General features: G+C 64.4%; 23 protein-coding genes, 1 tRNA gene and 1 riboswitch. Of the genes, 11 read left to right on the top strand and 13 right to left on the bottom strand.

The features are described 5' to 3' along the window. Window positions 1-156: 156 nt before the first annotated feature. From fabI to QSV46_RS14655, 4 genes are all read left to right on the top strand, one after another. Window positions 157-972: an enoyl-ACP reductase FabI gene (gene fabI, locus QSV46_RS14670; RefSeq protein ID WP_314952212.1), complete on the top strand. Its 816-nt coding sequence runs from the start codon at window positions 157-159 to the stop codon at window positions 970-972. A gap of 13 nt (window positions 973-985) precedes the next feature. Beyond that, complete coding sequence (locus tag QSV46_RS14665; protein ID WP_314952209.1) at window positions 986-1,585, top strand: histidine phosphatase family protein; 600 nt, start codon at window positions 986-988, stop codon at window positions 1,583-1,585. Between the two features lie 169 nt (window positions 1,586-1,754). Then, window positions 1,755-2,843 (top strand): chorismate synthase, encoded by a 1,089-nt coding sequence (gene aroC / locus QSV46_RS14660; protein ID WP_314952207.1) that lies wholly within the window; start codon window positions 1,755-1,757, stop codon window positions 2,841-2,843. A 62-nt stretch (window positions 2,844-2,905) separates the two neighbouring features. Continuing rightward, window positions 2,906-4,096, top strand: a complete 1,191-nt coding sequence (locus QSV46_RS14655) for an adenylate/guanylate cyclase domain-containing protein (protein WP_314952205.1) — start codon at window positions 2,906-2,908, stop codon at window positions 4,094-4,096. A gap of 3 nt (window positions 4,097-4,099) precedes the next feature. Here the strand turns inward: QSV46_RS14655 and clpS are convergent, their stop codons facing one another. The 3 genes from clpS to QSV46_RS14640 all read right to left on the bottom strand — a co-directional run bounded on the left by clpS (window position 4,100) and on the right by QSV46_RS14640 (window position 6,088). Next, window positions 4,100-4,402 (bottom strand): ATP-dependent Clp protease adapter ClpS, encoded by a 303-nt coding sequence (clpS, locus tag QSV46_RS14650; protein WP_314952203.1) that lies wholly within the window; start codon window positions 4,400-4,402, stop codon window positions 4,100-4,102. 137 nt (window positions 4,403-4,539) lie between these two features. Continuing rightward, window positions 4,540-4,923, bottom strand: a complete 384-nt coding sequence (gene crcB / locus QSV46_RS14645) for a fluoride efflux transporter CrcB (protein ID WP_314952200.1) — start codon at window positions 4,921-4,923, stop codon at window positions 4,540-4,542. 28 nt (window positions 4,924-4,951) lie between these two features. Further along, the gene (locus tag QSV46_RS14640; RefSeq protein ID WP_409997175.1) at window positions 4,952-6,088 is read right to left on the bottom strand and encodes an MFS transporter; all 1,137 of its coding nucleotides are present in this window, start codon (window positions 6,086-6,088) and stop codon (window positions 4,952-4,954) included. A 210-nt stretch (window positions 6,089-6,298) separates the two neighbouring features. Next, a riboswitch (Fluoride riboswitch) is annotated at window positions 6,299-6,376 on the bottom strand. Between the two features lie 257 nt (window positions 6,377-6,633). On the opposite strand from QSV46_RS14640, the gene QSV46_RS14635 reads away from it, so the two are divergent. From QSV46_RS14635 to QSV46_RS14625, 3 genes are all read left to right on the top strand, one after another. Beyond that, complete coding sequence (locus QSV46_RS14635; RefSeq protein WP_314952196.1) at window positions 6,634-7,491, top strand: DUF1194 domain-containing protein; 858 nt, start codon at window positions 6,634-6,636, stop codon at window positions 7,489-7,491. A gap of 164 nt (window positions 7,492-7,655) precedes the next feature. Then, complete coding sequence (locus tag QSV46_RS14630) at window positions 7,656-8,288, top strand: hypothetical protein (protein ID WP_314952845.1); 633 nt, start codon at window positions 7,656-7,658, stop codon at window positions 8,286-8,288. Between the two features lie 209 nt (window positions 8,289-8,497). Further along, the gene (locus QSV46_RS14625; RefSeq protein WP_314952194.1) at window positions 8,498-9,100 is read left to right on the top strand and encodes a hypothetical protein; all 603 of its coding nucleotides are present in this window, start codon (window positions 8,498-8,500) and stop codon (window positions 9,098-9,100) included. Here the strand turns inward: QSV46_RS14625 and QSV46_RS14620 are convergent. The 8 genes from QSV46_RS14620 to QSV46_RS14585 form a co-directional block, all read right to left on the bottom strand. After that, entirely contained in the window at window positions 9,097-10,344 is a 1,248-nt protein-coding gene (locus QSV46_RS14620; RefSeq protein ID WP_314952192.1) for a class I SAM-dependent RNA methyltransferase, read from the bottom strand. The two genes, QSV46_RS14625 and QSV46_RS14620, sit on opposite strands and share 4 nt — an antisense overlap. Next, entirely contained in the window at window positions 10,337-11,071 is a 735-nt protein-coding gene (locus tag QSV46_RS14615) for a TlyA family RNA methyltransferase (protein WP_314952190.1), read from the bottom strand. Before QSV46_RS14615 ends, QSV46_RS14620 begins: the two co-directional genes overlap by 8 nt. Window positions 11,072-11,098: 27 nt before the next feature. Further along, complete coding sequence (locus QSV46_RS14610; protein ID WP_314952187.1) at window positions 11,099-11,653, bottom strand: nucleoside 2-deoxyribosyltransferase; 555 nt, start codon at window positions 11,651-11,653, stop codon at window positions 11,099-11,101. 96 nt (window positions 11,654-11,749) lie between these two features. Beyond that, window positions 11,750-13,678 (bottom strand): 1-deoxy-D-xylulose-5-phosphate synthase, encoded by a 1,929-nt coding sequence (gene dxs, locus QSV46_RS14605; protein WP_314952185.1) that lies wholly within the window; start codon window positions 13,676-13,678, stop codon window positions 11,750-11,752. Between the two features lie 587 nt (window positions 13,679-14,265). Next, window positions 14,266-14,517: an exodeoxyribonuclease VII small subunit gene (locus QSV46_RS14600; RefSeq protein ID WP_008132970.1), complete on the bottom strand. Its 252-nt coding sequence runs from the start codon at window positions 14,515-14,517 to the stop codon at window positions 14,266-14,268. Between the two features lie 74 nt (window positions 14,518-14,591). Continuing rightward, window positions 14,592-15,521, bottom strand: a complete 930-nt coding sequence (locus QSV46_RS14595; RefSeq protein ID WP_314952107.1) for a histone deacetylase family protein — start codon at window positions 15,519-15,521, stop codon at window positions 14,592-14,594. Between the two features lie 132 nt (window positions 15,522-15,653). Then, window positions 15,654-17,315 carry a bifunctional metallophosphatase/5'-nucleotidase gene (locus QSV46_RS14590; protein WP_314952105.1) on the bottom strand — a complete coding sequence of 554 codons (1,662 nt, stop codon included), beginning with the start codon at window positions 17,313-17,315 and terminating at the stop codon, window positions 15,654-15,656. 114 nt (window positions 17,316-17,429) lie between these two features. Then, window positions 17,430-18,185 carry an enoyl-CoA hydratase-related protein gene (locus QSV46_RS14585; protein WP_314952103.1) on the bottom strand — a complete coding sequence of 252 codons (756 nt, stop codon included), beginning with the start codon at window positions 18,183-18,185 and terminating at the stop codon, window positions 17,430-17,432. Window positions 18,186-18,497: 312 nt separating this feature from the next. Between QSV46_RS14585 and QSV46_RS14580 the strand changes: the two genes are divergently transcribed. Continuing rightward, complete coding sequence (locus tag QSV46_RS14580; RefSeq protein WP_314952100.1) at window positions 18,498-19,718, top strand: MFS transporter; 1,221 nt, start codon at window positions 18,498-18,500, stop codon at window positions 19,716-19,718. A 157-nt stretch (window positions 19,719-19,875) separates the two neighbouring features. Here QSV46_RS14580 and QSV46_RS14575 read toward each other — a convergent pair whose 3' ends face one another. Next, window positions 19,876-21,654: an acyl-CoA dehydrogenase gene (locus QSV46_RS14575; RefSeq protein ID WP_314952097.1), complete on the bottom strand. Its 1,779-nt coding sequence runs from the start codon at window positions 21,652-21,654 to the stop codon at window positions 19,876-19,878. A 235-nt stretch (window positions 21,655-21,889) separates the two neighbouring features. On the opposite strand from QSV46_RS14575, the gene QSV46_RS14570 reads away from it, so the two are divergent. Next, a tRNA-Gln gene (locus tag QSV46_RS14570) sits at window positions 21,890-21,964 on the top strand. A gap of 7 nt (window positions 21,965-21,971) precedes the next feature. Here QSV46_RS14570 and QSV46_RS14565 read toward each other — a convergent pair. Further along, complete coding sequence (locus QSV46_RS14565; RefSeq protein ID WP_314952093.1) at window positions 21,972-23,249, bottom strand: hypothetical protein; 1,278 nt, start codon at window positions 23,247-23,249, stop codon at window positions 21,972-21,974. 754 nt (window positions 23,250-24,003) lie between these two features. Between QSV46_RS14565 and QSV46_RS14560 the strand changes: the two genes are divergently transcribed. Beyond that, window positions 24,004-24,465, top strand: coding sequence for a hypothetical protein (locus tag QSV46_RS14560; RefSeq protein WP_314952090.1), 462 nt, complete (start codon window positions 24,004-24,006; stop codon window positions 24,463-24,465). 6 nt (window positions 24,466-24,471) lie between these two features. Continuing rightward, window positions 24,472-26,484 (top strand): hypothetical protein, encoded by a 2,013-nt coding sequence (locus QSV46_RS14555; protein WP_314952087.1) that lies wholly within the window; start codon window positions 24,472-24,474, stop codon window positions 26,482-26,484. Window positions 26,485-26,498 lie beyond the last annotated feature (14 nt).

Below are 26,498 nucleotides of genomic sequence, written 5' to 3'. Positions count from 1 at the left end.
CTGGTGTTCGGCGCGAGCGCCTCAATCATCATAACACCCGAACGGAACGGCTATTCCGGCGCTCGAAACAGCGTTAACGCCGCGCATTAAGACTGTACCGCGAGGGAGGGCTGGTGTACCTCCAGACCTTGAACCCGCTCGATGGGACGTTGAGACATGGCGCAAAATCCAGGACTGATGCACGGCAAGCGCGGAGTGATCCTCGGCGTCGCCAACAACCGCTCGATCGCCTGGGGCATTGCCAAGGCATGCCACGCGGCCGGCGCCGAGATCGCCTTCACCTATCAGGGCGATGCGCTGAAGAAGCGCGTCGAGCCGCTCGCCGCCGAGATCGGTGGGCTCGTGCTCGGCCATTGCGACGTCACGGATGCCGCGACGATCGACGCCGCCTTCGCGGTGCTGAAGGAGAAATGGGGCAAGATCGACTTTCTGGTGCATGCGATCGCTTATGGCGAGCAGCTCGACGGCCGCTACGTCGACACCACGCAGGAGAATTTTTCGAAGTCGATGCTGATCTCCTGCTACTCGTTCACGGCGGTGGCGCAGCGCGCCGAGAAGCTGATGACCGACGGCGGCTCGCTGATCACGCTCAGTTATTACGGCGCCGAGAAGTGGATGCCGCATTACAACGTGATGGGCGTGGCCAAGGCGGCGCTGGAGGCCAGCGTGCGTTATCTCGCCGCCGATCTCGGTGAGAAGGACATCCGCGTCAACGCGATCTCGGCAGGTCCCATCAAGACACTCGCCGCCTCCGGCATCGGCGACTTCCGCTATATCCTGAAGTGGAACGAGAACAACGCGCCGTTGCGGCGCAACGTCTCGACCGAGGACGTCGGCGGCAGCGCGCTGTATTTGCTCTCTGATCTCTCGCGCGGCGTCACCGGCGAGGTGCATCACGTCGATTCCGGCTATCACGTGCTCGGCATGAAGCGCCCGGACGCGCCGGACATTTCGCTCGGCGGCAAGGACTAGCTTTCGAGCCGCAATGCCCGGGCCCACGATCTACTATCTTCGCCACGGCGAGACCGAGTGGAATGCGCTCGGCAGGCTTCAGGGCACCCGGGATATTCCGCTGAACGCGCGCGGGCGCGATCAGGCCGTCCAGGCCGGCCGCATTCTCGCCGATCTCTTCAAGCGCGACGGCCGCGACAAGAGCGCGCCATCCTACGTGTCGAGCCCGCTCGGCCGCGCGCGCATGACCATGGAACTCGCGCGCCGCAAGCTCGAGCTGCCGCCGGCCGACTACGCGCTCGACGATCGCTTGCGCGAGATCGGCTACGGTACCTGGGAAGGGCTGACGCTGGCCGAGAGTGAGGCGGCCGATCCCGAAATCTATGCCAGGCGCCTGGCCGACAAATGGGCGGTCGGCCCCGCAGGCGGGGAGACCTACGCCGATGTGCAGGTCCGTGTGCGCGCCTGGTACGATCAGCTCCGGCGCGACACGGTCGCGGTCGCCCATGGCGGGACGTGTCGGGCCCTGATGGTCTCGCTGGGCCTGGAAACGCCGGCGAGCGCCGCCGAGCTCTATATCGAGCAGGGCGCCGTCTACGTGTTCCGCGACGGGCGGCTGGAGAAGTACAGTTAAGCCCAGCCACCGTCATTCCGGGGCGCCCGAGGGCGAACCCGGAATCTCGAGATTCCGGGTTCGATGCTTTGCATCGCCCCGGAATGACGGTTGAACCCAATCCTCCTCGGCGCTACGACGTTGTCATACAACGTTTATGTAAGAAGTCAGCGCTAGGCGGCAGTCCGGTATGTCCTTCAACACCTTCGGCCACATGTTCCGTGTCACCACCTTCGGCGAAAGCCATGGGGTGGCGATCGGCTGCGTGGTCGACGGCTGTCCGCCGATGATCCCGCTCACCGAGGCCGACATCCAGCGGGACCTCGACCGCCGCCGGCCGGGCCAGTCGCGCTTCACCACCCAACGTCAGGAGCCGGACCAGGTGAAGATCCTGTCCGGCGTGATGGCGCATCCGGAGACCGGGGCGCAGGTGACGACGGGCACGCCGATCGGGCTCCTGATCGAGAACACCGACCAGCGCTCGAAGGACTATTCCGAAATCAAGGACAAGTTTCGCCCGGGTCACGCCGACTTTACCTATGAGGCCAAATACGGCCTGCGCGACTATCGCGGAGGCGGCCGCTCCTCGGCGCGCGAGACCGCGACGCGCGTTGCCGCCGGCGCGATCGCGCGAAAAGTGCTGCCCGATGTCAAGGTCCGCGGCGCGCTGGTGCAGATGGGTCCGCACAAGATCGACCGTGCCAATTGGGACTGGGACGAGATTGCCAACAATCCGTTCTTCTGTCCGGACAAGGACAAGGCGGCGTTCTTCGAGACCTATCTCGACGGCATCCGCAAGAGCGGCTCCTCGATCGGCGCGGTGCTCGAGATCGTCGCCGAGGGCGTGCCGGCAGGATTGGGCGCGCCGATCTATGCCAAGCTCGATGCCGAGCTTGCCTCCGCGATGATGAGCATCAATGCGGTGAAGGGCGTCGAGATCGGCGCCGGCTTCAGTGCGGCCGAATTGACTGGCGAAGAGAACGCCGACGAGATGCGCACCGGCAATGACGGCACGCGCTTCCTGTCCAACCATGCCGGCGGCGTGCTGGGCGGCATCTCCACCGGACAGCCGGTGGTGGTGCGCTTTGCGGTGAAGCCGACGTCTTCGATCCTGCAGCCGCGCCTGACGGTCGATCGTAACGGCGCCGACACGGAGATCACGACCAAGGGCCGCCACGATCCCTGCGTCGGCATCCGCGCCGTTCCCGTCGGCGAAGCCATGATGGCCTGCGTGCTGGCCGATCACTTCCTGCGCGACCGCGGACAGGTCGGGCGTTGATGTCGCGGTACTAGCCCACCGCGCAGCTTGACGATCCCACAACTTCGTCGGCAAATGCGCGCATGGAAAAGTCCGAGCTCCAGCGGGTCATCAATTGGCTGATCGACGGCGCCTGGTCGTCGAAGGCTCCGGCCGAGATGACTGCGGAAGCCTGCGAACGTATGGTCGCAGCCGGTCTGCCGCTGTGGCGGTTCGGCATCTTCATCCGCACGCTGCATCCCGAAATTTTCGGCCGAAACTTCATCTGGCGTGAGGGCGAGGAGGTCGAGATCGGCACCGTCGATTTCGAGGTCCTGGATTCGCCCGAATTCGCCCAGAGCCCGCTTCGCATCGTGTTCGAGCAGGGCATCGAGGTCAGGGGCCGCATCGACGATCCCGACAGCAAGCGATTTCCGATCGTCAACGACATGCGCGCAGAAGGGGGGACTGACTATGTCGCCGTGCCGGTGCCGTTTCTCGACGGCTCGGTCCACGCGACGAGCTGGATGACGCGCCATCCCGGCGGCTTCAGCGATGACCACATCGCAGCAATTCGTGCCATCGTCAAACCGCTCGCGCGTGTCAGTGAGATCATCAGCCTGCGCCGCACCGCCGAAATGCTGCTCGACACCTATGTCGGCAACCGCGCCGGCGCGCGCATCCTCGGCGGCCAGATCCGCCGCGGCCACAACGACACCATGCAGGCCGCGATCTGGCTGTCGGATCTGCGCGGCTTCACCGCGATGTCGGACCGGCTGCCGGCCGAGACCGTGGTCGAGATTCTCAACCAGTATTTCGACTGCCAGGTCGCGGCGATCCGGGGCCATGGCGGCGAGGTGCTGAAATTCATGGGCGACGGCCTGCTCGCGGTGTTTCCGATCGACGAATATGTCGGCGATGCCGCTCATGTCTGCACGCGCGTGCTGGAAGCCGCGCGCGAATCCCGCGCCAGCGTCGAGGCGCTCGCCTTTCCGGTCGGCGATGTCGTCGAGCGCTTCCGCTTCGGCGTCGCGCTGCATGTCGGCAACATTCTCTACGGCAACATCGGCGGCGGCAATCGCCTCGACTTCACCTGCATCGGCCCCGCCGTCAATCTGGCGGCACGGCTGGAGAAGATCACTGGCCGGTTGGGGCGAACCGTCGTCGCCTCGGAAGGTTTTGCCAATGTCTGTCGCCACGACTGGCGCGAGCTCGGCGAATTCCCGATCGCGGGCTTTTCCAAGGCGCAGCGCGTGTACGGGCTCGCGGAGGAGACGCCGGCGGTGATGGCTTGACCGCTACTCCGGCTCGGTCGTGAACAGCAGCGGATAGCCCTTGGCGCGGCCGGCGTCGGTGGCGCGGGTGGCCTTGGTCTCGGCGACGTCCTTGGTGAACACGGCGACCACACAAGCACCCAGCTTGTGCGCGGTGATCATCACCTTGTAGGCCTGATCCTCGGTCATGCGGAACTCGGCCTTCAGGATCATGGTGACGAATTCACGCGGCGTGAAATCGTCGTTGATCAGGATGACCTTGTGCAGCTTCGGCCGCTCGACCTTGGTCTTGGTCCGCGTTTTCGGCGTGGTGACGGTGTCGTTCATCGTGTCCTGAAACGCCTCGGCCCTGACGGGCTTCCAACCCGCTTATTATATTGCATGCGCCCGGGCCTCTCCAAGACGGTCAGCCGCGCATCATCATGCCCAAGGGGATGGCAGGAATGCGTTGATTGTGCGTGCCTTCACGGAAGCGCGCGAACCAACTGCATCGCGGCGATAAGGGCGCCCACGGACAGCACGACTGATCCCATCATGTAGGCGGCCGAGGCCCAGGTCTGGCCGCGTTCGATCAGATGCCAGGCATCCAGCGAGAACGTGGAAAATGTCGTGTATCCGCCGCAAATCCCAACCGTCAGGAAGATCCGGGCGGCCTGCGGCAGGTTCCATCTCGTCGCGAACATCGCGGTGAAGATCCCGATCAGGAATGATCCCGTCACGTTGATGATCAGGGTGCCCCACGGAAAATCGGGGCCGAACAGCCGGCCCGAACCGATACCGACAAGATAGCGCACCACTGCGCCGAGCGCTCCGCCGGCGGCGACCGCCAGAATGAATGGGATGTTCAACGTGTCGTTCCCCAGTTTGCCACGTGCATCATGTATCCTTCGCTGCTAGCCCGTTGCCTACAGCGAAGAGCCCTACAAGTGCCACCAGCGCGAAGCCGAGCCCCGCCAGGAATGTGCCGGCCGGACCATAGGCATCCCACAGCGCGCCGGCGATCACGCTTGCGGCCAGCAAGGCCAGTCCGGTGAACAGGTTGAAATAGCCGAATGCGGTGCCGCGCAGGCTCGGCGGCGCGGCGTCGGCGACGAGGGCCGAGAGCAGGCCTTGCGTCAATCCCATATGCAGCCCCCACAGCACGACGCCGAGCGCGAGGCCCGCCAGGGTCGGCAGCAGCGCGAGCGCGAGATCGGCGCCGGCGAGGAAGACGAGGCCGAGCGCGAGCAGGCCGGTGCGGTTGATCCGGTCCGACAGCACGCCGGCCGGATAGGCCGACAGCGCATAGGCGACGTTCATCAGCACCAGCACCGCCGGCACCCACATCACATTGAGCCCGATGTTCTGCGCGCGCAGGATCAGGAAGGCTTCGCTGAAGCGGGCCAGCGTAAAAACGATTCCGACCGCGACCACACGCCAATACACGGATCCGAGCTGCCGCATCGCGGCCGTGTTCAGCGGATTTTTCGCGGGCTCCCGGCTCGGGTCCGGCTTCGGCTCGTTCACGGCGAACGCGATCAGGCCGAACGACAGGAATGCCGGGAGCACCGCCACCCAGAACACCGCGGTAAAATTGTCCGACGTCCACCACATCAGGCCGATTGCCGCGAGCGGTCCGATGAAGGCGCCGATGGTGTCGAGCGATTGCCGCAGGCCGAAGCTCGCGCCGCGCAGGCCGACAGGTGCGATATCGGCGATCAGCGCATCGCGCGGCGCGCCGCGAATGCCCTTGCCGACGCGGTCGATGAAGCGTGCCGCAACCAGCCATCCGACGCTGGGGGCGAGCGGGAACAGCGGTTTCGTCAGCGCGGCGAGCCCATAGCCGAGCGCGGCGAGCAGCTTGCGGCGGCCGAGCCAGTCGGACAACGCGCCGGAGAAGATTTTGGTGATCGAGGCCGTCGCTTCCGCGATGCCCTCGATGAAGCCGACGGTGAGCGTGGAAGCGCCGAGAACCGTGACGAGATAGAGCGGCAGCAGCGCGTGGATCATCTCGGAGGAGATGTCCATCAGCATCGAGACGAAGCCCAGCACCCAGATCCCCCTGGGTAGCTTGGTGCGCGCAGCATTCGTTATCGTCGTCACGTCGTGGACTTCTCCTTGGCCTTCACGCTCCAGGTCTTCATGTCTTGGCCCTCCAAGCTTTCGTTTTCGGGCAACAAAAAACCCGCCAGCGGCGGGTTTGTCCATGCTCCCGCCGAAGGCAGAGGCTCAATGATTGCCTCACCTCAAGCAGGAGTCATCAGCCCACTACGGTCACAGGCCGACGGGCGGTTATCGGGGGACTCCATCCCCATCTGTTCGTCCAGCCTAACATGGAAATCGCGCCGGACAAGTGGGCGGGGAAGTGTCTCCACCGGCACCTGCCGTTCCTGGTTCTCGCTTTGCGAGCCTCGGAAATGACGGTGCTTTTGGTTGAGCGTGCGTTCCCGTGCCATCGCTATGGCCAAACGACGGCAACGCGCGGCAGCGATGCACTTGAATGTGAAGCGCAAGCGATCTTCGCACTTTGCGGCAAGGCGATTGCATGTCACCATCGCGTCATACGACGGGAGACTGCGATGCGCTTGCTGTTCTCGATCGGGGCTGTGCTGGTGGCCGGCATGTTTGCCGGAGGGGACGTCGCGGGCATCGCGGCACCAGGACCCAAATTCGAGCCGTCCAAAAATCAGCGGCTGGCGGCGGACAAGGATGCGCAGACGGTCGACGTCGAGCTGATCCTCGCGGTGGACGTCTCCTACTCCATGGACATGGACGAGCTTGCGATCCAGCGCGAAGGCTATGCGCAGGCGATCCAATCGAAGGAATTTCTCCAGGCGCTAAAGCTCGGGCCGAACGGCCGGATCGCGGTGACCTATTTCGAATGGGCCGCCTCGACCGACCAGAAGATCATCATCCCCTGGCGTCTGGTCGACGGACCCGAGACCGCGGACGCGGTCGCCGCCGAGATCATGAAGACACCGATCCGGCGCGCCTCGCGCACCTCGATCTCAGGCGCGATCACCTTCGCGATGCCGCTGTTCGACGAGGATCCCTATCGCGGCTTGAGACGCGTGATCGACATCTCCGGCGACGGTCCCAACAACAATGGCGGCCCGGTCACGGCGGCGCGCGATGCCGCGCTCGAGAAGGGCGTCGTCATCAACGGCCTGCCGATCATGGTCAAGGAGCCGTCCTACTCGACCATGGATATCGACAACCTCGACTACTATTACGAGGACTGCGTCATCGGCGGCCCCGGCTCCTTCGTCATCTCGATCAAGGACCGCGACAAGTTCAAGGAAGCGATCCGCACCAAGCTCCTGATGGAGGTTGCGGGCCGCGTGCCGGAGCGTCCCGTGGTGCGCGTTGCCGACAAGGAGGCGCGGGTCAATTGCATGATCGGCGAGAAGATCTGGTCGGACCGCTGGGGGCGTTGACGCTACCTCCGACTAGGCCATCCGCCTCATTTCCCGACCGATTGAATTTAACCGTTCGTTAATCGGTGCGTGGGCCTAATCTGGTTGTTTCCGTCAATGACCCGACATTGCTGGCCGGCGCGCAGACGAAGGCGGGTTTGTCAGACGGTCCGCCGAGCAGTCCAATGCCCATCGTCACGCCGACCACCAGCCAGATTTCACCCGCCAACGAGCGGATCTATCACCAGAGCAACCTGCTCGGTGAATGGAAGGGCAATTGGGCGGGAAACAATCAGGCCGTCGGCTTCAAGGTCGTGAACATCCGCGGCTCCCGCGCGCAGGTGGAATACACCCATAATGGGCACACCGAGCGTGGTTTTGGCAAAGTCGACGGTGCAACCATCAGCTTCGGTTCGGTCACGATCGGGACCAAGAACGGCAAGAATGCGGCGCTCGTGTTCTCGGCCGGCGGCGGTCAGGCGAGTGCATCACTTGAAAAGCAGGCACCGCCGGCCTCCGAAAGCCGCCTCATCGGGAGCTGGGGCGGCTATTCGGCCGACAACAACAAGAGCGCGAGCTTCCGGGTCGTCTCCATCACTGGCAACGAGGCGCTGGTCACGACCACCATCGACGGCGTCACGCGGCAGGGCACCGGCATCGTCTACAAGAACGTGGTCATGTTCGGACAAACCCAGATATCGACGGACGACGGAAAGAACGGCAAGGTCATCATCCAGGTCGGAAACAAATCTTTCCAAGTCCCGGTGACCAAATTGCCGCCGTCCGATACGTCGTCGTCGGTGGACAGAACGGCCTAGCCGCTCAGCGCTGCTTTTCGCCGGACTCCGTCAGCGCTTTCAATTGCCGGTCGATCTGGCGCAAGCCGTCGCGGGCCGGTGCGAAACCACCACTGCTGATCGGCCGCTACACCTCGCAGGCCCATAGGTTCGGCGAGAAACGCTATGAGCTCACTGGCATTGGCAATGCCCGGAGGGTATATTCGACGAAGTTTTTGACGGTCTTTCGAATGCCCAACCTCGCTCGTTCCTTCGGTCTTGCAACTCTCTTTGCGGCGCTCTGCCTCGGCGGAGTTCCGGTGCATGCACAAGTCGCGCCGGTGCAATATTGGATTCCGGGCGGACCGTTCGGCTTTGGCGACAGCGCTGTCCAGAGTTCCGATGGCTCGAGCAATTTTCCGACCTTCAATGCCGGCGATGCCAATGCAGGCAACGGCTTTCGTCCCGGTTTCTTTGTCGGAAGCCAACGCGGCAATCTCGGTTTAAGTGGCCTCGGCCAGCCGGCGCCGGCCGGCAATTTCAGCGCGCTCTCCTATGACGGCACGCAGTTCGGCTACAACACCAAGACCGCGGGCGGCATGCCCGTCACGTTCTTTGCCGGTTTCGACACGCTGAAATTTGGCAACGGCATCGGCAGCTCGCTTGCCCCGCTCACCTCCAGCGCAGCGCCAGGCTATGGCGCGTTTGCGGGTGTCGAGTTCAAGCCGACGTCGAACCTCAGCCTGTCGTTCGGCGCCGGAGTGATCCAGCAGGACTCAGGCCGCATGGACAGCGACATCAGATCGAACATGCTGCCCGGCGAGTCGCCGGCGTTGGGTGGCCTTCGCCGCTAGCGCGTGAAGCGCGCCACCAGCTCGACATGCGGCGTGTGGCGGAACTGGTCGACCGGGACCACGGCGTCGATCCTGTAGCCGCCATCGATCAGCAGCCGCGCATCCCGAGCAAACGTTGCGACGTTGCAGGAGACCGCGATCACGACGGGCACCTTGCTCGCGGCGAGTTTCAGCGCTTGTGCCTGCGCGCCCTGGCGCGGGGGATCGAACACCACGGCGTCGAAATCGCGCAGCTCCGGTGGCACCAGGGGACGGCGGAACAGGTCGCGCGGCTCGCAGCTGATCGGCTTCAGGCCGGGCGTGCGCGCCGCTTTCGCGAGCGCCGCGATTGCGCCGGCATCGTTGTCATGGGCGGTGACGCGGACCTTCTCGGCGAGCCTCAGTGCAAACGGCCCGACGCCGCAGAAGAGGTCGGCGACCTGCTTGGCCTTGCCGACGCGCTCGGCGACGAGCGAGGCCAGCGTCTCTTCGCCCGCCACCGTCGCTTGCAGGAACGAGCCCGGCGGCAGCGTCACGTCGGCGCGGCCCATCTTTACCGTTGGCGGCAGGCGCTGCAGCACCAGTTCGCCGTGCCGTGTCAGCCGCGCCAGGCGGTGCTGGTCGGCGACACGCGACAGCGCAGTGACCAGCGGCGTCGGCAGCGGCCCGGAGCCGCGCAAATCGACATCGAGGCCGTTGGCGGTCGCGGTGACCTGGATGTCGAGCGGCTTCGTGACCGGCATCTTCGACGTCAGCGGCTCGGCGAGCGCCCAGGCAGCATCGAGCGCGCCATCGAGCCCGGGATCGAGGATCGGGCAGCGATGGATCGGGATGACATCGTGCGAGCCCGCCGCCGAGAAGCCGACCTTGAGCACGTCATGGGTGCCGAACCGGCCGTGCAGGGTGACGCGCCGGCGGCCCGCGCCGTGGGCGTCGACCAGCGGCGCCACCTCGCAATCGATGCCGGCCTGCGCCAGCGTCTCCACCACGATGCCGCGCTTCCAGGCCTGATACGGCTCAGGTGCCCAGTGCTGGATCGCACAGCCGCCGCAGACACCGAAATGCGGACAGAACGGCGCGATGCGCTCGGGGCTGGCGACATCGACCGCGAGCAGCTTGCGGCGGTCGGGATGATGACCGGCGATATGGTCGACCTCGACGGTCTCGCCGCCGAGCGCATAGGGCACGTAGACCGCTTCGCCTGCTGCGAGCGAGACGCCGTCACCGCGATGGCCGACATGGTCGATCGTCATGCGCTCAACCACGGCGCGCGCCCAGGAAGAATTCGATGTTGCCGTCGCCGCCCGTAATCGAGGAGGGGAATAGTTCGATATCGGTACAGCCGAGCGAGGCGGCGAACGCGGCGATGTCGTCGCATATCTCGCGGTGCACGGCAGCGTCCCGGATGATGCCCTTCTTGTTGTGCTTTCGCTCCGCCTCGAACTGCGGCTTGATCAGCGCCAGCAGGCTCGTCGGCGCAGCCGCCAGCGACAGCGCCACCGGCAGCACTGATTTCAGCGAGATGAAGCTGACGTCGATGACGACGACATCGGGCCGCGCCGGCAACCGCTTGCCCTCGTAGCTGCGGATATCGGTCTCCTCCATCGACACGATTTTTGGATGACCGCGCAACGAGGGATGCAACTGGCTGGTGCCGACGTCGATGGCGAACACCAGGCTGGCGCCGTTCGCCAGCAGCACCTCGGTGAAGCCGCCGGTGGAGGCGCCGACGTCGAGGCAGACATGGTCCTCGATCTCGACGGGGTAGCGCTCCAGCGCGCCGGCGAGCTTGACGCCGCCGCGCGAGACATAGGGGTGCGCAGGCTCGGCCTGGATCACCGCGTCCTCGGCGATCGTCTCCGAGGGCTTTGCGACCGGCTTGTCGTCGGCGGTGACGAGGCCGGCCTCGATCGCCGCGCGCGCCCGCGCCCGGCTCTCGAACAGGCCACGCTCGACCAGCAGAACATCCGCGCGCTTGCGGGCAGGGGACATCGGATCTCCGGACGGCGACTGAAACGTCTATGGTGCGATCAATCGCGCGGCTGCCATCCGGACGCAAGCCTCGAACGTGGCCAGATCGTGCCAGACGTCGATCGGCATCTGTGCCGGCGTCACCAGCGGGCAGCCGTGCAGCTCCAGCGCATGGATCATCATGAGGTTGTCGACGAGGCCGAAGTCCTCGACCGTCAGGCCCTGCGCATCGACCAGGCGCCCGTCCTCGGAAGTCACGTCCATGAAGCGGCCGACGCGGTCCGCGTAGGCGGCGCCGTCGTTGGAATAGGCGAGGCAAAACTTGCGCCGGCCGGCCATGTAGCCCAGCTCGTAGACGGTGCCGGGGTCGGCGCCGGCGCCGCGGAACGGGGTGAGATTGGCGATGATGGCATCTGCTTCGTCCATCATCGCCTCGTTGCCGCAGAAGATCTTCCGCGATGCATCAGGCGCGGTGAGGTCGATGGCGTTGTCGAGCGGATAGAGGCCGGTGAGGCCATGGGCCGCACAGATGTCGACCTTGCGGTGGCCGATCTCGACTGCGTCCGGCAGGAACACGTCGGGGCCTGCCAGATAGATTTTCATGAGATCACCGGGTCGAGGAGGCGTGGAACTGCCGCGGCACCGGCGGTGCAAAACCTCTCCCACCGGGAGAGGTGGGGTTCAGTGCCAGTACGACGGTCAAGCCAGCTTGACGGTCTCGGCCTTGACGTCCTTGCCGAGCGCCTCGAACACCTTGGCGACGATGCCCTTGGCGTCGAGACCGGCGCGGGCGTACATCGCCGCCGGCGTATCGTGGTCCTGGAACACGTCGGGCAGCACCATCGAGCGGAACTTGACCATGCCGGTGTCCAGCACGCCCTGGTCGGTCAGGTACTGCGCGACATGCGAGCCGAAGCCGCCGACCGAGCCTTCCTCGACCGTGATCAGGACGTCGTGGTCGCGCGCGAGCTTGAGCACCAGCTCGGTGTCGAGCGGCTTCATGAACCGCGCATCGGCGATCGAGGTGGAGAGGCCGTGGGCGGCAAGCTCATCGGCCGCCTTCTCGCATTCGGCGAGGCGCGTGCCGAACGAGAGCAGGGCGATCTTGCTGCCCTGGCGGATCATGCGACCCTTGCCGATCTCGAGCGGAATGCCGACTTCGGGCATCTCGATGCCGCGGCCTTCGCCGCGCGGATAGCGCAGCGAGCTCGGACGGTCGTTGATCGCAACCTGGGTCGCCACCATGTGTACGAGCTCGGCTTCGTCGGCCGCCGCCATGATCACCATGTTCGGCAGACAGCCGAGATAGGCGTTGTCGAACGAGCCGGCGTGCGTGGCGCCATCGGCACCGACGAGGCCGGCGCGATCGATGGCAAAGCGCACGGGCAGACTCTGGATCGCGACGTCATGCACGATCTGGTCGTAGCCGCGCTGGAGGAAGGTCGAGTAGATCGCGCAGAACGGCTTGTAGCCTTCGGTCGCAAGACCGGCGGCAAACGTCACCGCGTGCTGCTCGGCGATGCCGACGTCGAAGGTGCGGTCCGGGAAAGCCTTGTTGAAGATGTCGACGCCGGTGCCGGACGGCATCGCCGCGGTGATGGCGACGATCTTGTCGTCCTTCTCGGCTTCCTTGACGAGGCTCTGGCCGAACACGTTCTGATAGGCCGGCGCATTCGGCTTTGCTTTCGCCTGGGTTCCGGTGGCGACGTCGAACTTGACGACGGCGTGGTACTTGTCGGCGGAGGCTTCCGCCGGGCCGTAGCCCTTGCCCTTCTGCGTCACGACGTGGACCAGGATCGGGCCGGTCTCCATGTCGCGAACGTTCTTCAGCACGGGCAGCAGATGGTCGAGGTTATGGCCGTCGATTGGGCCGACATAGTAGAAGCCGAGCTCCTCGAACAGCGTGCCGCCGTCCATCATGAAGCCGCGGGAATATTCCTCGACGCGGTTGGCGCGGTTGGCAAGGATCTTCGGCAGGCGCTTGTTGATCTGCTTGGCCGCATCGCGCAGCGTGCGATAGGTCTTGCCGGAGTAGAGCCGCGACAGGTAGGCGCTCATGGCGCCGACCGGCGGCGCGATCGACATGTCGTTATCGTTGAGGATCACGATCAGGCGCGAGTTCATCGCACCGGCGTTGTTCATGGCCTCATAGGCCATGCCCGCCGACATCGCGCCGTCACCGATCACAGCGATAACATTGTTCTTGCCGCCGGAGAGGTCGCGGGCGACGGCCATGCCGAGGCCGGCGGAGATCGAGGTCGAGGAATGCGCCGCGCCGAACGGATCGTAATCGCTCTCGCTGCGCTTGGTGAAGCCGGACAGGCCGCCGCCGGTGCGCAGGGTGCGGATGCGGTCGCGACGGCCGGTGAGGATCTTGTGCGGGTAGGCCTGGTGGCCGACGTCCCAGATCAGCCGGTCGCGCGGGGTGTCGAAGACGTAATGGATCGCGGTGGTGAGCTCGACCACGCCGAGGCCCGCGCCGAAGTGACCGCCGGTCACCGAGACGGCATCGATGGTCTCCTGCCGCAGCTCGTCGGCGACCTGGCGAACCTGCTCGATCTTGAGTTTGCGCAGGTCGTCCGGTGTCTGGATGGTGTCGAGAAGCGGCGTTTTACTGTATGCGTTCACGGCGATTTCCAATTTGTCAGCGCCGGAAGGTCGTTCCGGTGCGCGATGGGTTTGCACAATATCGGCGCAGCGCGAGTCCTTAAACCGTCGGAGCCACCTGCATGGGGCGCAGCCCCGTCTTCAAGCTTAGGTGAGCCTAAGTGCGCTTCGGTTCAGTCTCTGTGATCCCTGTCACGTAGATCGGCGTCGTCCATCCCAGCCAATTTCATCAGCATTTTGAAGCGCTTGTCGTCGGCAATCGGTGCCCAGGCAAGGCTTACAAAAAGCCACACTCCGCGCAGCTTTACACCAAAGCTTGGGCCAAAGCCAACCCGCCGGACCGATTGCGGGCATGCACGTGCAACCCGCGGGCCAGAGTGGTTAATCGTGGCGGCGGCGGAGGGGTTCCAGCCTTGCCCGGTTCCTCGTCAGCATTTTGGGCAGAGGAAGGCCATTTTGGACGGAATTTTGAGGGCGGAAGCCCTCGCAAGAGTTCCGCGACGTTTCCGCCGCGCCGTCCGGTTCCATCGGCGGAATCAGCGGCGGGCGATCATCAAAAAAGTGCAGATGGCCGATGCCTGGGACGGACGGCTTTGGACGGCCGAAGCTTATTGCACGTCGAGCGGCGCGGTGCCGGTGGCCTGGCCGCTGGCATCGGTGGTGATCTTGTCGACGCGCGCCTCGGCCTGGCGCAACAGTTCCTCGCAACGCCGCTTCAACGCTTCGCCGCGCTCGTAGATCGTCACCGATTCCTCGAGGGGAACCTTGCCATCCTCGAGCCGCTTCACGATCGTCTCGAGTTCCTCGATCGCGCGTTCGAAGGTGAGCCTGGAGACGTCGACTTGGGTATTTTCGGCCATGTCCGTTTCCGATTGCCCGATTCGCATTCCCTAGAGAGAAGGCGGGTTTTGCGGGCTTAATGTGGCGGGCGTCGTCAGGCGCCCATCAGGGCACCGACATGCGCCGTAACAGATTCTTTCAATCCTTGCAGGTCATAGCCGCCCTCGAGCACGGACACAACGCGCCCTCCGGCGCTCTTGTCGGCGAGATCCATCAGCTTGCGCGTGACCCAGGCGTAGTCCTCGGCGCGCAGATTCAGCGAGGCCAGCGGATCGCGGTAATGCGCATCGAAGCCGGCGGAGATGACGAGAAGCTCGGGGCCGAATTTTTCGAGCTGCGGCAGGATCAGATTCTCGAACGCGGAGCGGAATTCGGGACCACCGTCTTCGGAGGCGAGCGGCGCGTTGACGATGGTGTCGTGGTCGCCGCGTTCGCCTTTGGCGCCGGTGCCCGGAAACAGCGGCATCTGATGCGTCGAGCAGTACATCACGGTCGGATCCGACCAGAAGATGTCCTGGGTGCCGTTGCCGTGATGCACGTCGAAATCGACGATGGCCGCCCGCTTGATGCCGTATTTGCGCTGCGCGTGGCGCGCGGCGATCGCGACATTATCGAAGAAGCAGAAGCCCATCGGCTTGCCGATCTCGGCGTGATGGCCGGGAGGGCGCACCGCGACGAAGGCGTTGCGGTGCTCGCCATTCATAACCGCTTCGGTCGCCGCGACCGCGCCGCCGACGCCGCGCATCACCGCTTCCCACGTGCCCGGCGACATCGAGGTGTCGCCGTCGATATAGACTTGGCCGCTGGTCGGCGCGATGTGGCGCAGCTCGGTGACGTAATGCTCGTTGTGGCACAGCGTGACGAGATCGAGATCGCCCTCCGGCGCCTGGTCGCGCGTCAGGAACTGGAAGCGCTCGACCGACAGCGCCTCCTCGACGGCGCGCAGGCGGTCCGGCCTTTCAGGATGTCCCGGCGGCGTGACGTGGTCGAGGCAGGCCTTGTGGGAGAGGAGAAGCGTGCTCATCAGGTCGGCCTCACAGGAAACGGACTCTCGACGTCGTTGGCGCATCCGGCGCCAAAACGCAATGCAGAACCCAATCTATGCGTTCCGCCGGAAATCGCAAACGGTGGGCCGCTGCGGCCGGTTTGATCCAGATCAATTCACGCGCAGGATACGGGTCGGTGGCAACGGCCCGATCGGCCCGTGCGCCCGGAAGAACGCAAACAGCGCGTCCGCGTCGTAACCGCCATATTGCGGAGCCGTGCCCTGTTTGGCGGCGGTAAAGCCGTCGCCGCCGACGGCGAGATAGTCGTTGAGCGTGACGCGGTAGCCGCTTCCAGGCTCGATCTGCCTGCCGTTGAGCGTCATCTTCTCGATCATGATGCGCTCGCCGAATGGCTTCGAGGCATCCCAGGTGTAGCTGAATCCGTTCGAGACCTGGAGAATCCGCGGACGCTTCGGATCGAGCCATTGCTGCTCCAGCATGTCCTTGAGCTGGTTGCCCGTGAGCGTCATCGTGACGAGGCGATTGCGGAACGGCTGGCTCGCGAACAGCTCGCCGAACGACACCGCGCCGTTCTCCTTCGGGATGATGTCGGTGCGGATGCCGCCGGGATTGGTGAGTGCGATGACAGCGCTGCCGTCCTTCGCATCCTTCGTGGCGGCGAGCTGGGCATCGGCGATGACGTCGCCGAGCGCGCTCTCGCCGGCGTCGTTGGGCACGCGCGACAGCGTCTGCGTCACCGATCCGGCCGGGCGATTGGCGATCGGCGCCGACAGCCTGTCATAGGCGTCGATCAGCGCGGTCTGCTCGGGATCTTTCCCCAGCGATGCATTGACGACGATGACGTTCTCGGCCCTCGCATTGACGATGTCGCGTGTTGTCGGATCGAGCTTGAGGTCGATCGCGGTGACCAGCGTGCCGTATTTGTCGCCGCTGGTGACGAGCCGCCCGTCGATGTCGCAGACATAGGCGCGGTGGGTGTGTCCGCTGACGACGACATCGACGGCAAGGTCGAACTTCCTGACGATATCGACGATCGGTCCCGTGATGGCCGGGCACTCGTTGTAGTCGCCCGAGGGCTCACCGCCCTGGTGGATCAGCACGACGATCGCTTCCACACCGCGCGCCTTCAGTTGCGGCACCAGTGCGTTCACCGTCTCGGCCTCGTCGCGGAATTCGATGCCCGCGATGCCGGCGGGCGAGACGATGCCGGCGGTCTCCTTCAAGGTCAGGCCGATGAAGGCCACGGGGATACCCTCGAATTCCCTGATCTCGTAGGGCGGCAGCACGCTCTTGCCGGTCGCGGTCTCGATGGTGGAGGCCGCGAGATAGTGGAATTTGGCGCCGGTGAACGGATGCGGTCCCTGGCAGCCGTCGACCGGATGGCAGCCGCCGTTCTGCATCCTGAGCAGCTCGGTCTTGCCCTCGTCGAATTCGTGATTGCCGACCGAGGTGATCGCAAGCCCCATCATCGAGAGCGCCTCGACCGAAGGTTCGTCGTGAAACATCGCCGACAGGAATGGGCTCGCGCCGATCAAATCGCCGGCGGCGACGAAGATCGTGTTCTTGTGGCCATCGCGCAATTGCTTGACCAGCGTCGCCATGTACTCGGCGCCGCCCGCGGCCACCATGACCTTCTTGGTCTTGTCCTCGGGATCGTTGATGCGGATGCCGCCCGGCGGCGGCCGCAGATTGCCGTGAAAGTCGTTGATCGCGAGGATGCGCAGCTCGACCGGTGCTGCGGTCTGGGCCAAGGCGGGGACGGGGGAGATGACGGCGAGCGCGAAGGCGGTCAGGTGGAGAATATGTCGCATGGAACGAGAATAGTCGGTCCGCGCGAAGATTTCACGAAGCTTGTTGCTGTCATTCGGGCTCGCGACTTCGTCGCGCCCTGCAATGACGACCACTTGGCTAGGCGCCCGCCGACCCTACCGCTTCTTCCTGTTCGCGAACGCATTGAACGCGGCAATGGCTTCGTCCGACTTCAGCCGTTCGCCAAACAGATGGGTCTCCTGGTCGATGCGGCGGGTGAGGTCCTCGGGAGCGGCGCGCAGCAGTCTGCGCGAGGTCGCGACGGCTTCGGCCGGAAGCCGGCAGATCTCGCGCGCCACCTTGCGCGCCTCGACCTCGGTGTGGCCCGCCGAGACCACGGTGTTGACGAAGCCGGCGGCATGCGCCTCCGCGGCGGTAAAGGTCCGCCCCATCACCAGCATCGCGAAGGCGCGCTGATAACCCATCGTGTTCGGCATCAGCAGGCTGGCCGCGCCGACCGGCACCAGCCCGAGATGGATATAGGGCGCGGAAAAGGTCGCAGCGGTCGAAGCGAGCACGTAGTCGCAGTGAAACAGCATCACGGTGCCCATGCCGATCGAGGCGCCATCCACGGCCGCGATGATCGGCTTGACGTTGAGAGCGAGCGAATAGAGAAATCTGGCGCCGTCCGACAGCGTCTCGGAATTCGAGTCCGCCTGCATGAAGTCGTCGATGTCGTCGCCCGCGGTGAACACGCCGGAGCCGCCGGTGATGATCATGCAGCGGATGTCGGGATTGTTCTGCGCGGTGTCGATCGCGCGGCTCATCTCGCGATACATCTCCTGCGTGATCGCGTTCTTCTTGCCGGGGCGGCGCAGGGTGATGACGCGTGTTCCGCGCTCTTCGGTAACGACGATATTGCCATTCGGCATGCGAGCCCCCCGCGCTCGCCGCGGCGCTGTGGCGAGTCCTTGAAACGTCAGCCTACATCATCTTGCAGGCGTGCCAATCCGCCCGCTCGACCTTTTCGAAAACGTCCCCGTGAGCCGCGCATGGCACAGCCACGTCTTCCGTTCGGGAACCGCCCCGCGCCGGATCATCCGGTTGTATCGCTTCGCACATGCAGTTGCGCATTGCAACAAATGGCTACAATGTTTCATTTGAAAAACCGGGGGTTGTGGGGCACGATCGCCCATGCCGTTTCCGTCGCCTTATGCCTTTTCCCTCGGCCGATTGCTCGATTGATGATTGCCGCAACGGACGTTGACGAATCCTCGCTGCATTATCGTGGCTGGCGCGTCGTGCTGGCCTGTTTCCTGATGGCCTTCTTCATGTTCGGCTTCGGCCTTTACGGCCAGGGCGTCTATCTCGCCGAGCTTCAGCGCGCGCATGGCTGGCCGGGCACGCTGGTCTCCGCGGCCAGCACTTTCTCGTTTCTCCTGACTTCCGTGCTCGTCATCTTTACCGACGACCTGCTCGCCCGCATCGGGCTGCGGCCGCTGATCCTGTGCGGCCTGTCGGCGCTCGGTGCGTCCACGGTGCTGCTGGCGCTGATGCAGACGCCCTGGCAGCTCTATCTCGCCTACGCGCTGATGTCGGTCGGCTGGACCGGCATGGGCACCGTGGTGATCGCAACCGTGCTGAATTGCTGGTTCGACCGGCGCCGCGGGCTGGCGCTCAGCCTCGCCTATAACGGCGCGACCTGCGGCGGCATCGTCCTCGTTCCGCTGTTGTTGTCGCTGAGCGGCAGCATTGGCTTCCAGTCCGCCATGCTGGCCGCCACGATGGCGATGGTGGTTCTGGTGCTGCCGGTGGTCGTCATGTTCGTCGACTGGCCTGCGCGGATCTCGCCTGTCGCGGATGGGCGCTCGTCCGCCGGCATCGCCCGCAGGACGCTGCTCGGCAATGCGGCATTCTGGACCATGGTGCTGCCGATCGCGATCGCGCTGCTGGCGCAGATGGGATTCATCATCCATCAGGTGACGTTTCTCGAACCGCTGATCGGGCGTGCCAGCGCCGGTCTCGCCGTCACCATCATGGCGGTGATGGCGGTGGTCGGCCGCCTGTCGCTCGGCCTGTTCGTCGACAGGCTCGATCCGCGGCTCGCCTGTGCGGCGTCGATGACGAGCCAGGCGGCCGCTCTCTTCGTGCTTCTCCAGAGCACGAGTCCGACGGTGCTGCTCGCATGTTGCGCCGTCTACGGCTTCTCGATCGGCAACATGATCACGTTCCCGCCCTTGATCATCCAGCGCGAGATCGGCACTGCTGCTTTCGCAGCCGCGATCGGATTGGGAACCTCGATCAGCGGCATCGTCAGCGCCTTCGGCCCGGGCATCGTCGGCCTCGTGCGCAGCTTTACCGGCAATTACACGACGGCGTTCGCGATCTGTGTGCTGCTGGATCTGGTGGCCGCAGCGACCGTGCTGTGGCGGCCGGGAAGACGGGCGAAGGTCTTGGTCTTGTAGGATTGTCTCACGTGCCCCGGACGCAGCGCAGCGCTACTTCAGCGGTGCGCTGCAGAGCCGGGGCCCATGCCACAGCCTTCGCAGCTGCGGCGTGGGTCCCGGCTCTGTGCAGCAACGCTAAGGGCGTTGCAGCGCGTCCGGGACACGAGCGTCCCGATCACCCCAGCAACACCGCATCCGCCGCCGCGACCGACTCCGCGCTCTCCGTCACGGTGCGCTCGAGCGCACCGGCCTGCACCGTGATGTTCTCGGCGAAGAAGCGCGCCAGCGAGACGTAGCGCGCGGCGTCCGTATTGCCGTCAGCCTTCGCGGCGAGCGCTTCGGAGGCCAGCAAGCAGCCGCCGAGCGTCGCGCCGAACTGCTGGAGATACGGCGTCGCGCCGGCGAGCGCCTCGTTCGGCGCGGACGCAACGCGCTCGAGGAGCCATCTGCTGGTGCGCCTCAGGGCCTCCAGCGCCTCGCGCAATTTCACGCCGGTGGTGCCGAAAGCGGGATCGTTGGAGGCTTCGACCTGCTTGACGGTCGAAGCCAGCTCGTCGAGCAGTGCCCAGACCGCAGCGCCGCCATTGGCCGCGAGCTTGCGCGTGACGAGGTCGATGGCCTGGATGCCGTTGGTGCCCTCGTAGATCGCAGTGATGCGCGCGTCGCGATAATGCTGCGCCGCGCCGGTCTCCTCGATGAAGCCCATGCCGCCATGCACCTGCACGCCGAGATAGGCGACCTCGTTGCCGATGTCGGTGGAATAGCCCTTGGCCATCGGCGTCAGCAGTGCGGCACGCGCGGCGGCATCGGCGCGGACCTTCGGATCCCTGGCGCGCGTCGAGACGTCGAGCGCGACCGCGGTGGCGTAGCAGATGGTGCGCGCGGCCGCGGTCTGCGCCCGCATCCGCATCAGCATGCGCTTGACGTCGGGATGCACGAAGATCGCGTCCGAGCCGTCGCCCTTCCTGCCGATGGCGCGGCCCTGCTTGCGCTCCTGCGCATAGGCCAGCGCCTGCTGATAGGCGCGATCGGCGATGCCGACGCCCTCCAGGCCGACGCCGAGGCGGGCCTGGTTCATCATCGTGAACATGCAGCGCATGCCCTGGTTCTCTTCGCCGATCAAAAAGCCAATGGCGCCGCCATGATCGCCCATGGTCATGGTGCAGGTAGGCGAGGCATGCATGCCCAGCTTGTGCTCGACGCCGGAGGCAAAGATGTCGTTGCGCTGCCCCAGCGAGCCGTCGGCGTTGACCATGAACTTCGGCACCAGGAACAGCGAGATCCCCTTGGTGCCGGCGGGCGCGTCGGGCAGGCGCGCGAGCACGAAATGCACGATGTTGTCGGTCATGTCGTGCTCGCCATAGGTGATGAAGATCTTCGTCCCCTTGATGCGATAGGTGCCATCGGGCTGGCGTTCGGCGCGGGTGCGCAGCGCGCCGACATCGGAGCCGGCCTGCGGTTCGGTGAGCTGCATCGTGCCGGTCCATTCGCCGGAGACGAGCTTTTCGAGGTAGATCTTTTTCAGCTCGCCGCTGCCATGCGCCTCCAGCGCTTCGATCGCCGAGGCCGTGAGCAGCGGGCAGAGGCCGAAGGCGACGTTGGCGGCGCTCCAGATCTCGGTGCAGGCCGCGTTGATCGCGATCGGCAGGCCCTGGCCGCCAAAGCCTTCCGGCCCGGACACCGCATTCCAGCCGCCCTCGGTCCAGCGCTTGTAGGCATCCGGCCAGCCCGGCGCGGTCGTGACCTTGCCGTCCTCGAGCTTGATGCCGTGCTCGTCGCCGACCTTGTTGAGCGGCGCCAGCACGTCGGCTGCGAACTTGCCGGCTTCCTCCAGCACGGCGGCGGCGATGTCGGCATCGAAATCGCCGTAATGGCCGGCGTCCACGGCGGCCTTCAGGCCGGCGCCGTGCTTGAGCGACAGCAGCATGTCAGAGATCGGCGCGCGGTAGGTCATGGCTCACTCCCCGGGGACAATATTGGCGCCGTATTCCCACGAAACGGGGGAGGTCTCAACTGTTGGGAGGGCCGGGACGGTCCCGTTGTCCGGGCCTATAATAGAGTGCGGCGGGAGCCGGGCCGGCCGATGGTATTTTGCGCCTCCAGGCGGTTGAAATGCTGTGCCGCTCCCTATAGACCGGCAGCATTCGAGGGAATCCGCGGCTGCCAGTTCTTCCGCCGTTCCCTAGCGATGGGGCGTAGCCAAGCGGTAAGGCAGCGGATTTTGATTCCGCCATTCGGAGGTTCGATCCCTCCCGCCCCAGCCAATTGATATTACGTCGAAATCTTTCTTTGTTCAGGGGTGCCGTTCCGAACGGTTTCCGACGTCCCATTCCGAACGGAATCCCCCGGTTCGTTCTGCTCTGCCAACCGGTGCGCGTGGCGCTTGCGCGTCGCAGACAGCATGCGCTTGGCGGTGCGCTTCGCGTAGCCCTCGTACGACTGCTGCGTCTTGTGCGTCGACAGCGCGCGACCCTGACCGTCCGTCAGTTCCGCTTCTTCCAGTTCGGTCATGCCGCCATGTCGGCAAGCATCCAACGTGAAGTGAGCGGGAAGGCCCAGCTTCTTGCGCATGCGCTGGACCTTGTGCTGCATCGTCGGGAAGGCAAACGGCTTGGCAACGCCCTTTGAGACCTCGCGCAGGATCATCGAGACGCCGCGTCGCGGCACTGCTGCCAGCACTTCCTCAGCATCACCGTAGAACTTGACGACGGTGCCGTCCGGCGGCACTTCTTCGAGCGGATGAGGAGCCACCGTGCCTGTCTTGTGATGAGCTACGCGGATGATCGTCGGTGCGCTCGGTGCGCGGTAGTCGCTCCACTTAATATGGCCGGCGATGACGTTTTCGGGGCGCTGTAGCCACTCAAAGCAAATCACCGCGACGCCCGCGACCTCGGGCTCACCGGCGGCGATGCAGCCTTGTGCGAAGTCGTACACTTCGTCACGCGTCACAGCGGGCTTGGTCTTTTTCACGCGAGTTTCTAGGGTGACGCCCAACCAGGGGTTCGCAACCTCCTTTGCGAATTCGTCAGGAAATAGCCGGTGCACAACTCGCCACGCCTTCCGGCATAGCTTCACGACCTTCTCGGCAGTGCGGTCCCGACGGCCGTTCGGGCCGACGACAATTTTCTGATAGAGCTTGTCCGCGCCGCGTGGCGTGATCGTTCTGATCGGCCTCGACCCAACTCTGTCACCGCTTTTTGTCAGCGTGTCGCAGAGTAGCGTCATTGCCCATTCGTAATCTCGTCGCGACCGGACGGCGACTTTCTTGGTATACGCCAAGCTCTGCTTGTACTCGCGGAATAGCCAATCAACGGTGCCGATCTTCGGCGCTGCCGGTGTATCGATCGGCTGTCCCTTCCGCTGTTGGTCCCACTCGTCGAACAGCCTGTTGAGGGTATCAGCCTTTCCGCAGGCAACCGCAAAATCAGAACCTAGCGGCTCGCTCGGAACAGGGCACTTCAAATTCCGATACTTGGTCGGGACCTCGTAATAAAACGAAGTCGCGCCTGATTTCAGCCTCTTGATCCGGACGTGGCGGGGAAGCTGCAAAGTCACAAATCCTCTGCGATGTCGCCCGGTACGCCCGGGGCTATTGCGGCATCCAGATCGTCCCTCAGCCATAGTTTCCGCCGCCCCTCCAGTACGCGTGGTTGGGGGTATTCCTTCCCAACCCTTTGCAAGAATGCCTCTACCGTGGACTCGCCGCAATAGCCTGCTGCGAACGATGCGGCCATGCGGCGCGGCCATGACCCTGGCGGGATGGCGGCTGGTCGAGTGCGGCTCACGCTGTTCTCCGGTCGTCGAAATCGATCGACGCCGAGTCATGACCGGAGATAGTTGCTTTCTATAATCGGCAATAGCAAGCAAACGCGAATTATAAGAAGCAACTATCTCACTGGATATTCGGCTCTGGTCATAACCTCGGAGCCGAACCGATGAGTAATCCGCATCAAACCGTACGATACCTTTCACGTAAGGAGGCGTCCAGCTACCTGCTGGAGCGTCATGGCGTAAAGCGCTCTTACATCTACCTCGCTACACTTGCGAGCAAAGGGGGCGGCCCTGTCTTTCGTAAGGACGGACCTTCCCGCGTCATCTACACGGACGTCGATCTCGATGCATATGCTGCTTCGGTCCTGTCCAAACCGATGCGTTCCACCAGCGAAGCCGCGTAATCCCAACCGCTGGGGCAATGAAAAGCCCCGGCTTCGTTTTCGAAAACCGGGGCGGCACCGCATTTAGATCGTGATTGGCGTTGCGATCGATACAACGCGGCTACCGCTCTTACAAGATGTAAGGGCACATGATGAACGCGCACTGTCGTCCAATCGATGATTGGATCATCTCCGATATCGACCTCAACCCATTCGATGCCATCGATCCGCGGATCACGGACAAAGCGAGGCGCCTTCACCGAACAAGACGATGGGTCTTTTTTCCGAAGGGCTACTGGACGGAAAGAGATGGTTCGTTCGTGATCTTCGATGGGCGATATCATCCATTGGCTCGCAAGCGGCCAGATGGCTCGGTGCAAATTCTGCCCATGCTTGACCTCGACCGCGCGCCTCGGATCAAATTTAAGAAGGAGCAGTTTCTCTATGGTGGCCTCGACCATCCCTGCGACACTGAGGAGACGCAGCAGCGCTTGATCCGTGTGGTTCAGCGCCTCGGTCTGGAGGAAGAAATCCACCATCGCTACGACGTGCTGCACAATGTGCTGGCGGCGCGCCGTAGGAATTTCCGGCGGCTTCTCGGTAGGCGTTGATCGAAGATGAATGCTCCTCTTGAGGCCCTTCCGCTCTACAGGTTGGAGACGCTCGGCGACGCCAAACAGGTAATCGTCGTCGGCGATGAAAAGTCCCGCGACGCGCTGGCAGCCGCGACCGGTCGAACCGTGGTGTCGTGGGCGGGCGGAACGCAAGGCGTGAAGTATACCGACTGGACGCCGCTCGCCGGCCGCAACGTCGTGATCTGGCCGGACGCCGACGCGCCGAGCCTCGGGACCGCGAACGAGATTGCTGCGATCCTGGTCGGCCTCGGCTCCACGGTGCGCGTGATGGACGTCATGCGCGACGATCCTCCGAAGGGCTGGGCCTGCGCTGATGCGATCCGCGACGGCTGGGACAAGCCGCGCCTCGATCAGTTCATGCGCGAGACCGTCCGCCCGTGGACCCCGCCGCCGGCCGCATCGGGGAAGCCTCTGGCTCCTGCCAGTCCGGTCGCATCAGCCCAGCCGGCCCCTGATGTTCAAGGGGACCGTTTAGAGAGCAAGCCAATCTACGTCCTCAAAGGGGATATTCACAAGACTGTTGATCAGGCGATGGCAGTCCTCTCGAACCCTTCGCTCGGCATCTACGCCCGTGGCGATGATCTTGTGCGGGCTGTCACTTACAGCATGCCGGCGCGGACACTCACGATCGCGAAGCAGGGCGAGAATGTCGATCGCTCCGATGGAACCGTCATCATTGCAACGCTATCTGATGTTGCCTTGGTAGAGACGCTCACTCGTCACGCCACATTTGCGAAATGGGATGCGCGCGCCGACAAGTTTGTGCCGTGCGACTGTCCTACGGAAGTCGCCCGCATGATCCTAGCGAATAAAGGCCATGGCTGGACCGTGCCGCGTCTGCGGGCCATCATCAGCGCGCCGACGCTAAGGCACGACGGAACGGTGCTGAGCGCGCCGGGGTACGACGAGGCCACCGGCCTCTTGCTGGTCGCAGATCGCATCTGGAGGCAGGTTTCTGAGAAGCCGTCTAAACGCGACGCGGCGAAAGCCCTGGATGTCCTAGTAGAACCGATCGACGGATTTCCATTCGTCGAGAACTCTGACCGCGCTGCTGCCCTTGCGCTGCTCATTACCAGCGTTATGCGCCCCAGCCTGAGAACGGTTCCGATGTTCACCGTGACCGCGCCTGCGGCGGGGACGGGAAAGAGCCTCCTGGTTGACATCGCCGCCATCTTGGCGACCGGCCGGAAGGCCGCAGTCGTCACGCCGACGCAGGACGAGGCTGAACTGGAGAAACGGATCGGTGCTGCCGCCCTTGCCGGCGATCAGATTATCAGCCTCGACAACGTCACGCACATCCTGCGCAGCGATCAGCTTTGCCAGCTTCTTACCCAAGAGGAGGTTCAGGTCCGGGTGCTCGGCGCATCAAAGAACGTCCGCATCCCTTCAACCGCTCTCATTTGCGCAACGGGCAATAACCTCTCGATTCATGGCGACTTGAACCGCCGCTCGGTTCGTATACGTCTCGACGCCAAATGTGAGCGGCCGGACGAGCGCCGGTTTGATCGGGATGCCACCGGCTTAGCAATGCGGAAACGCTCCGAGCTGGTCGCCGCGGCGTTGACAATCGTTCGAGCCTACCTCGTTGCCGGTGCCCCCAGCCAAGCCTCGCCGATGGGTTCGTTCGAGGATTGGTCGGATACCGTTCGATCGGCTCTGCTCTGGCTGGGTATGGGTGATTGCCGAGGCGACGTTGATGCCATGCGCGCCGACGATCCGGAGAAAATTGAACTGGCGGAGATCATCGCCGCCATGCCGACCGGGCCGTTTACTTCTAGGGAGATTGCGAACCGCGTTGCCACGGACCAATCGTTGCGCGAGGTGCTGGAAAGCTTTACTAGCCGTGGTGGCGCATTCTCGTCGAAGCGGTTCGGACGATATCTGCTGCGGTTTTCAAAGACTGTCGTTGGCGGACGATGGATCGAGCAAGTCTCGAACGATAGAGCCCATGGAGCTGTCTGGCGGGTTTGCGGCCCCGCGGAGCCGGGATGGTAGTGTGCGGCCTCAAG

Source organism: Bradyrhizobium cosmicum, from assembly GCF_032290525.1.
GTDB lineage: Bacteria > Pseudomonadota > Alphaproteobacteria > Rhizobiales > Xanthobacteraceae > Bradyrhizobium > Bradyrhizobium cosmicum_A.
This window is presented reverse-complemented; position numbering and strand designations above follow the sequence as displayed.

Bases quoted from the DNA above. Each gene is read 5' to 3' on its own strand.
- fabI (WP_314952212.1), top strand. From the start codon at position 157: ATGGCGCAAAATCCAGGACTGATGCACGGCAAGCGCGGAGTGATCCTC.
- QSV46_RS14665 (WP_314952209.1), top strand. From the start codon at position 986: ATGCCCGGGCCCACGATCTACTATCTTCGCCACGGCGAGACCGAGTGG.
- aroC (WP_314952207.1), top strand. From the start codon at position 1,755: ATGTCCTTCAACACCTTCGGCCACATGTTCCGTGTCACCACCTTCGGC.
- QSV46_RS14655 (WP_314952205.1), top strand. From the start codon at position 2,906: ATGGAAAAGTCCGAGCTCCAGCGGGTCATCAATTGGCTGATCGACGGC.
- clpS (WP_314952203.1), bottom strand. From the start codon at position 4,402: ATGAACGACACCGTCACCACGCCGAAAACGCGGACCAAGACCAAGGTC.
- QSV46_RS14640 (WP_409997175.1), bottom strand. From the start codon at position 6,088: ATGCTGATGGACATCTCCTCCGAGATGATCCACGCGCTGCTGCCGCTC.
- QSV46_RS14635 (WP_314952196.1), top strand. From the start codon at position 6,634: ATGCGCTTGCTGTTCTCGATCGGGGCTGTGCTGGTGGCCGGCATGTTT.
- QSV46_RS14630 (WP_314952845.1), top strand. From the start codon at position 7,656: ATGCCCATCGTCACGCCGACCACCAGCCAGATTTCACCCGCCAACGAG.
- QSV46_RS14625 (WP_314952194.1), top strand. From the start codon at position 8,498: ATGCCCAACCTCGCTCGTTCCTTCGGTCTTGCAACTCTCTTTGCGGCG.
- QSV46_RS14615 (WP_314952190.1), bottom strand. From the start codon at position 11,071: ATGTCCCCTGCCCGCAAGCGCGCGGATGTTCTGCTGGTCGAGCGTGGC.
- QSV46_RS14610 (WP_314952187.1), bottom strand. From the start codon at position 11,653: ATGAAAATCTATCTGGCAGGCCCCGACGTGTTCCTGCCGGACGCAGTC.
- QSV46_RS14600 (WP_008132970.1), bottom strand. From the start codon at position 14,517: ATGGCCGAAAATACCCAAGTCGACGTCTCCAGGCTCACCTTCGAACGC.
- QSV46_RS14595 (WP_314952107.1), bottom strand. From the start codon at position 15,521: ATGAGCACGCTTCTCCTCTCCCACAAGGCCTGCCTCGACCACGTCACG.
- QSV46_RS14590 (WP_314952105.1), bottom strand. From the start codon at position 17,315: ATGCGACATATTCTCCACCTGACCGCCTTCGCGCTCGCCGTCATCTCC.
- QSV46_RS14585 (WP_314952103.1), bottom strand. From the start codon at position 18,185: ATGCCGAATGGCAATATCGTCGTTACCGAAGAGCGCGGAACACGCGTC.
- QSV46_RS14580 (WP_314952100.1), top strand. From the start codon at position 18,498: ATGATTGCCGCAACGGACGTTGACGAATCCTCGCTGCATTATCGTGGC.
- QSV46_RS14575 (WP_314952097.1), bottom strand. From the start codon at position 21,654: ATGACCTACCGCGCGCCGATCTCTGACATGCTGCTGTCGCTCAAGCAC.
- QSV46_RS14560 (WP_314952090.1), top strand. From the start codon at position 24,004: ATGATGAACGCGCACTGTCGTCCAATCGATGATTGGATCATCTCCGAT.
- QSV46_RS14555 (WP_314952087.1), top strand. From the start codon at position 24,472: ATGAATGCTCCTCTTGAGGCCCTTCCGCTCTACAGGTTGGAGACGCTC.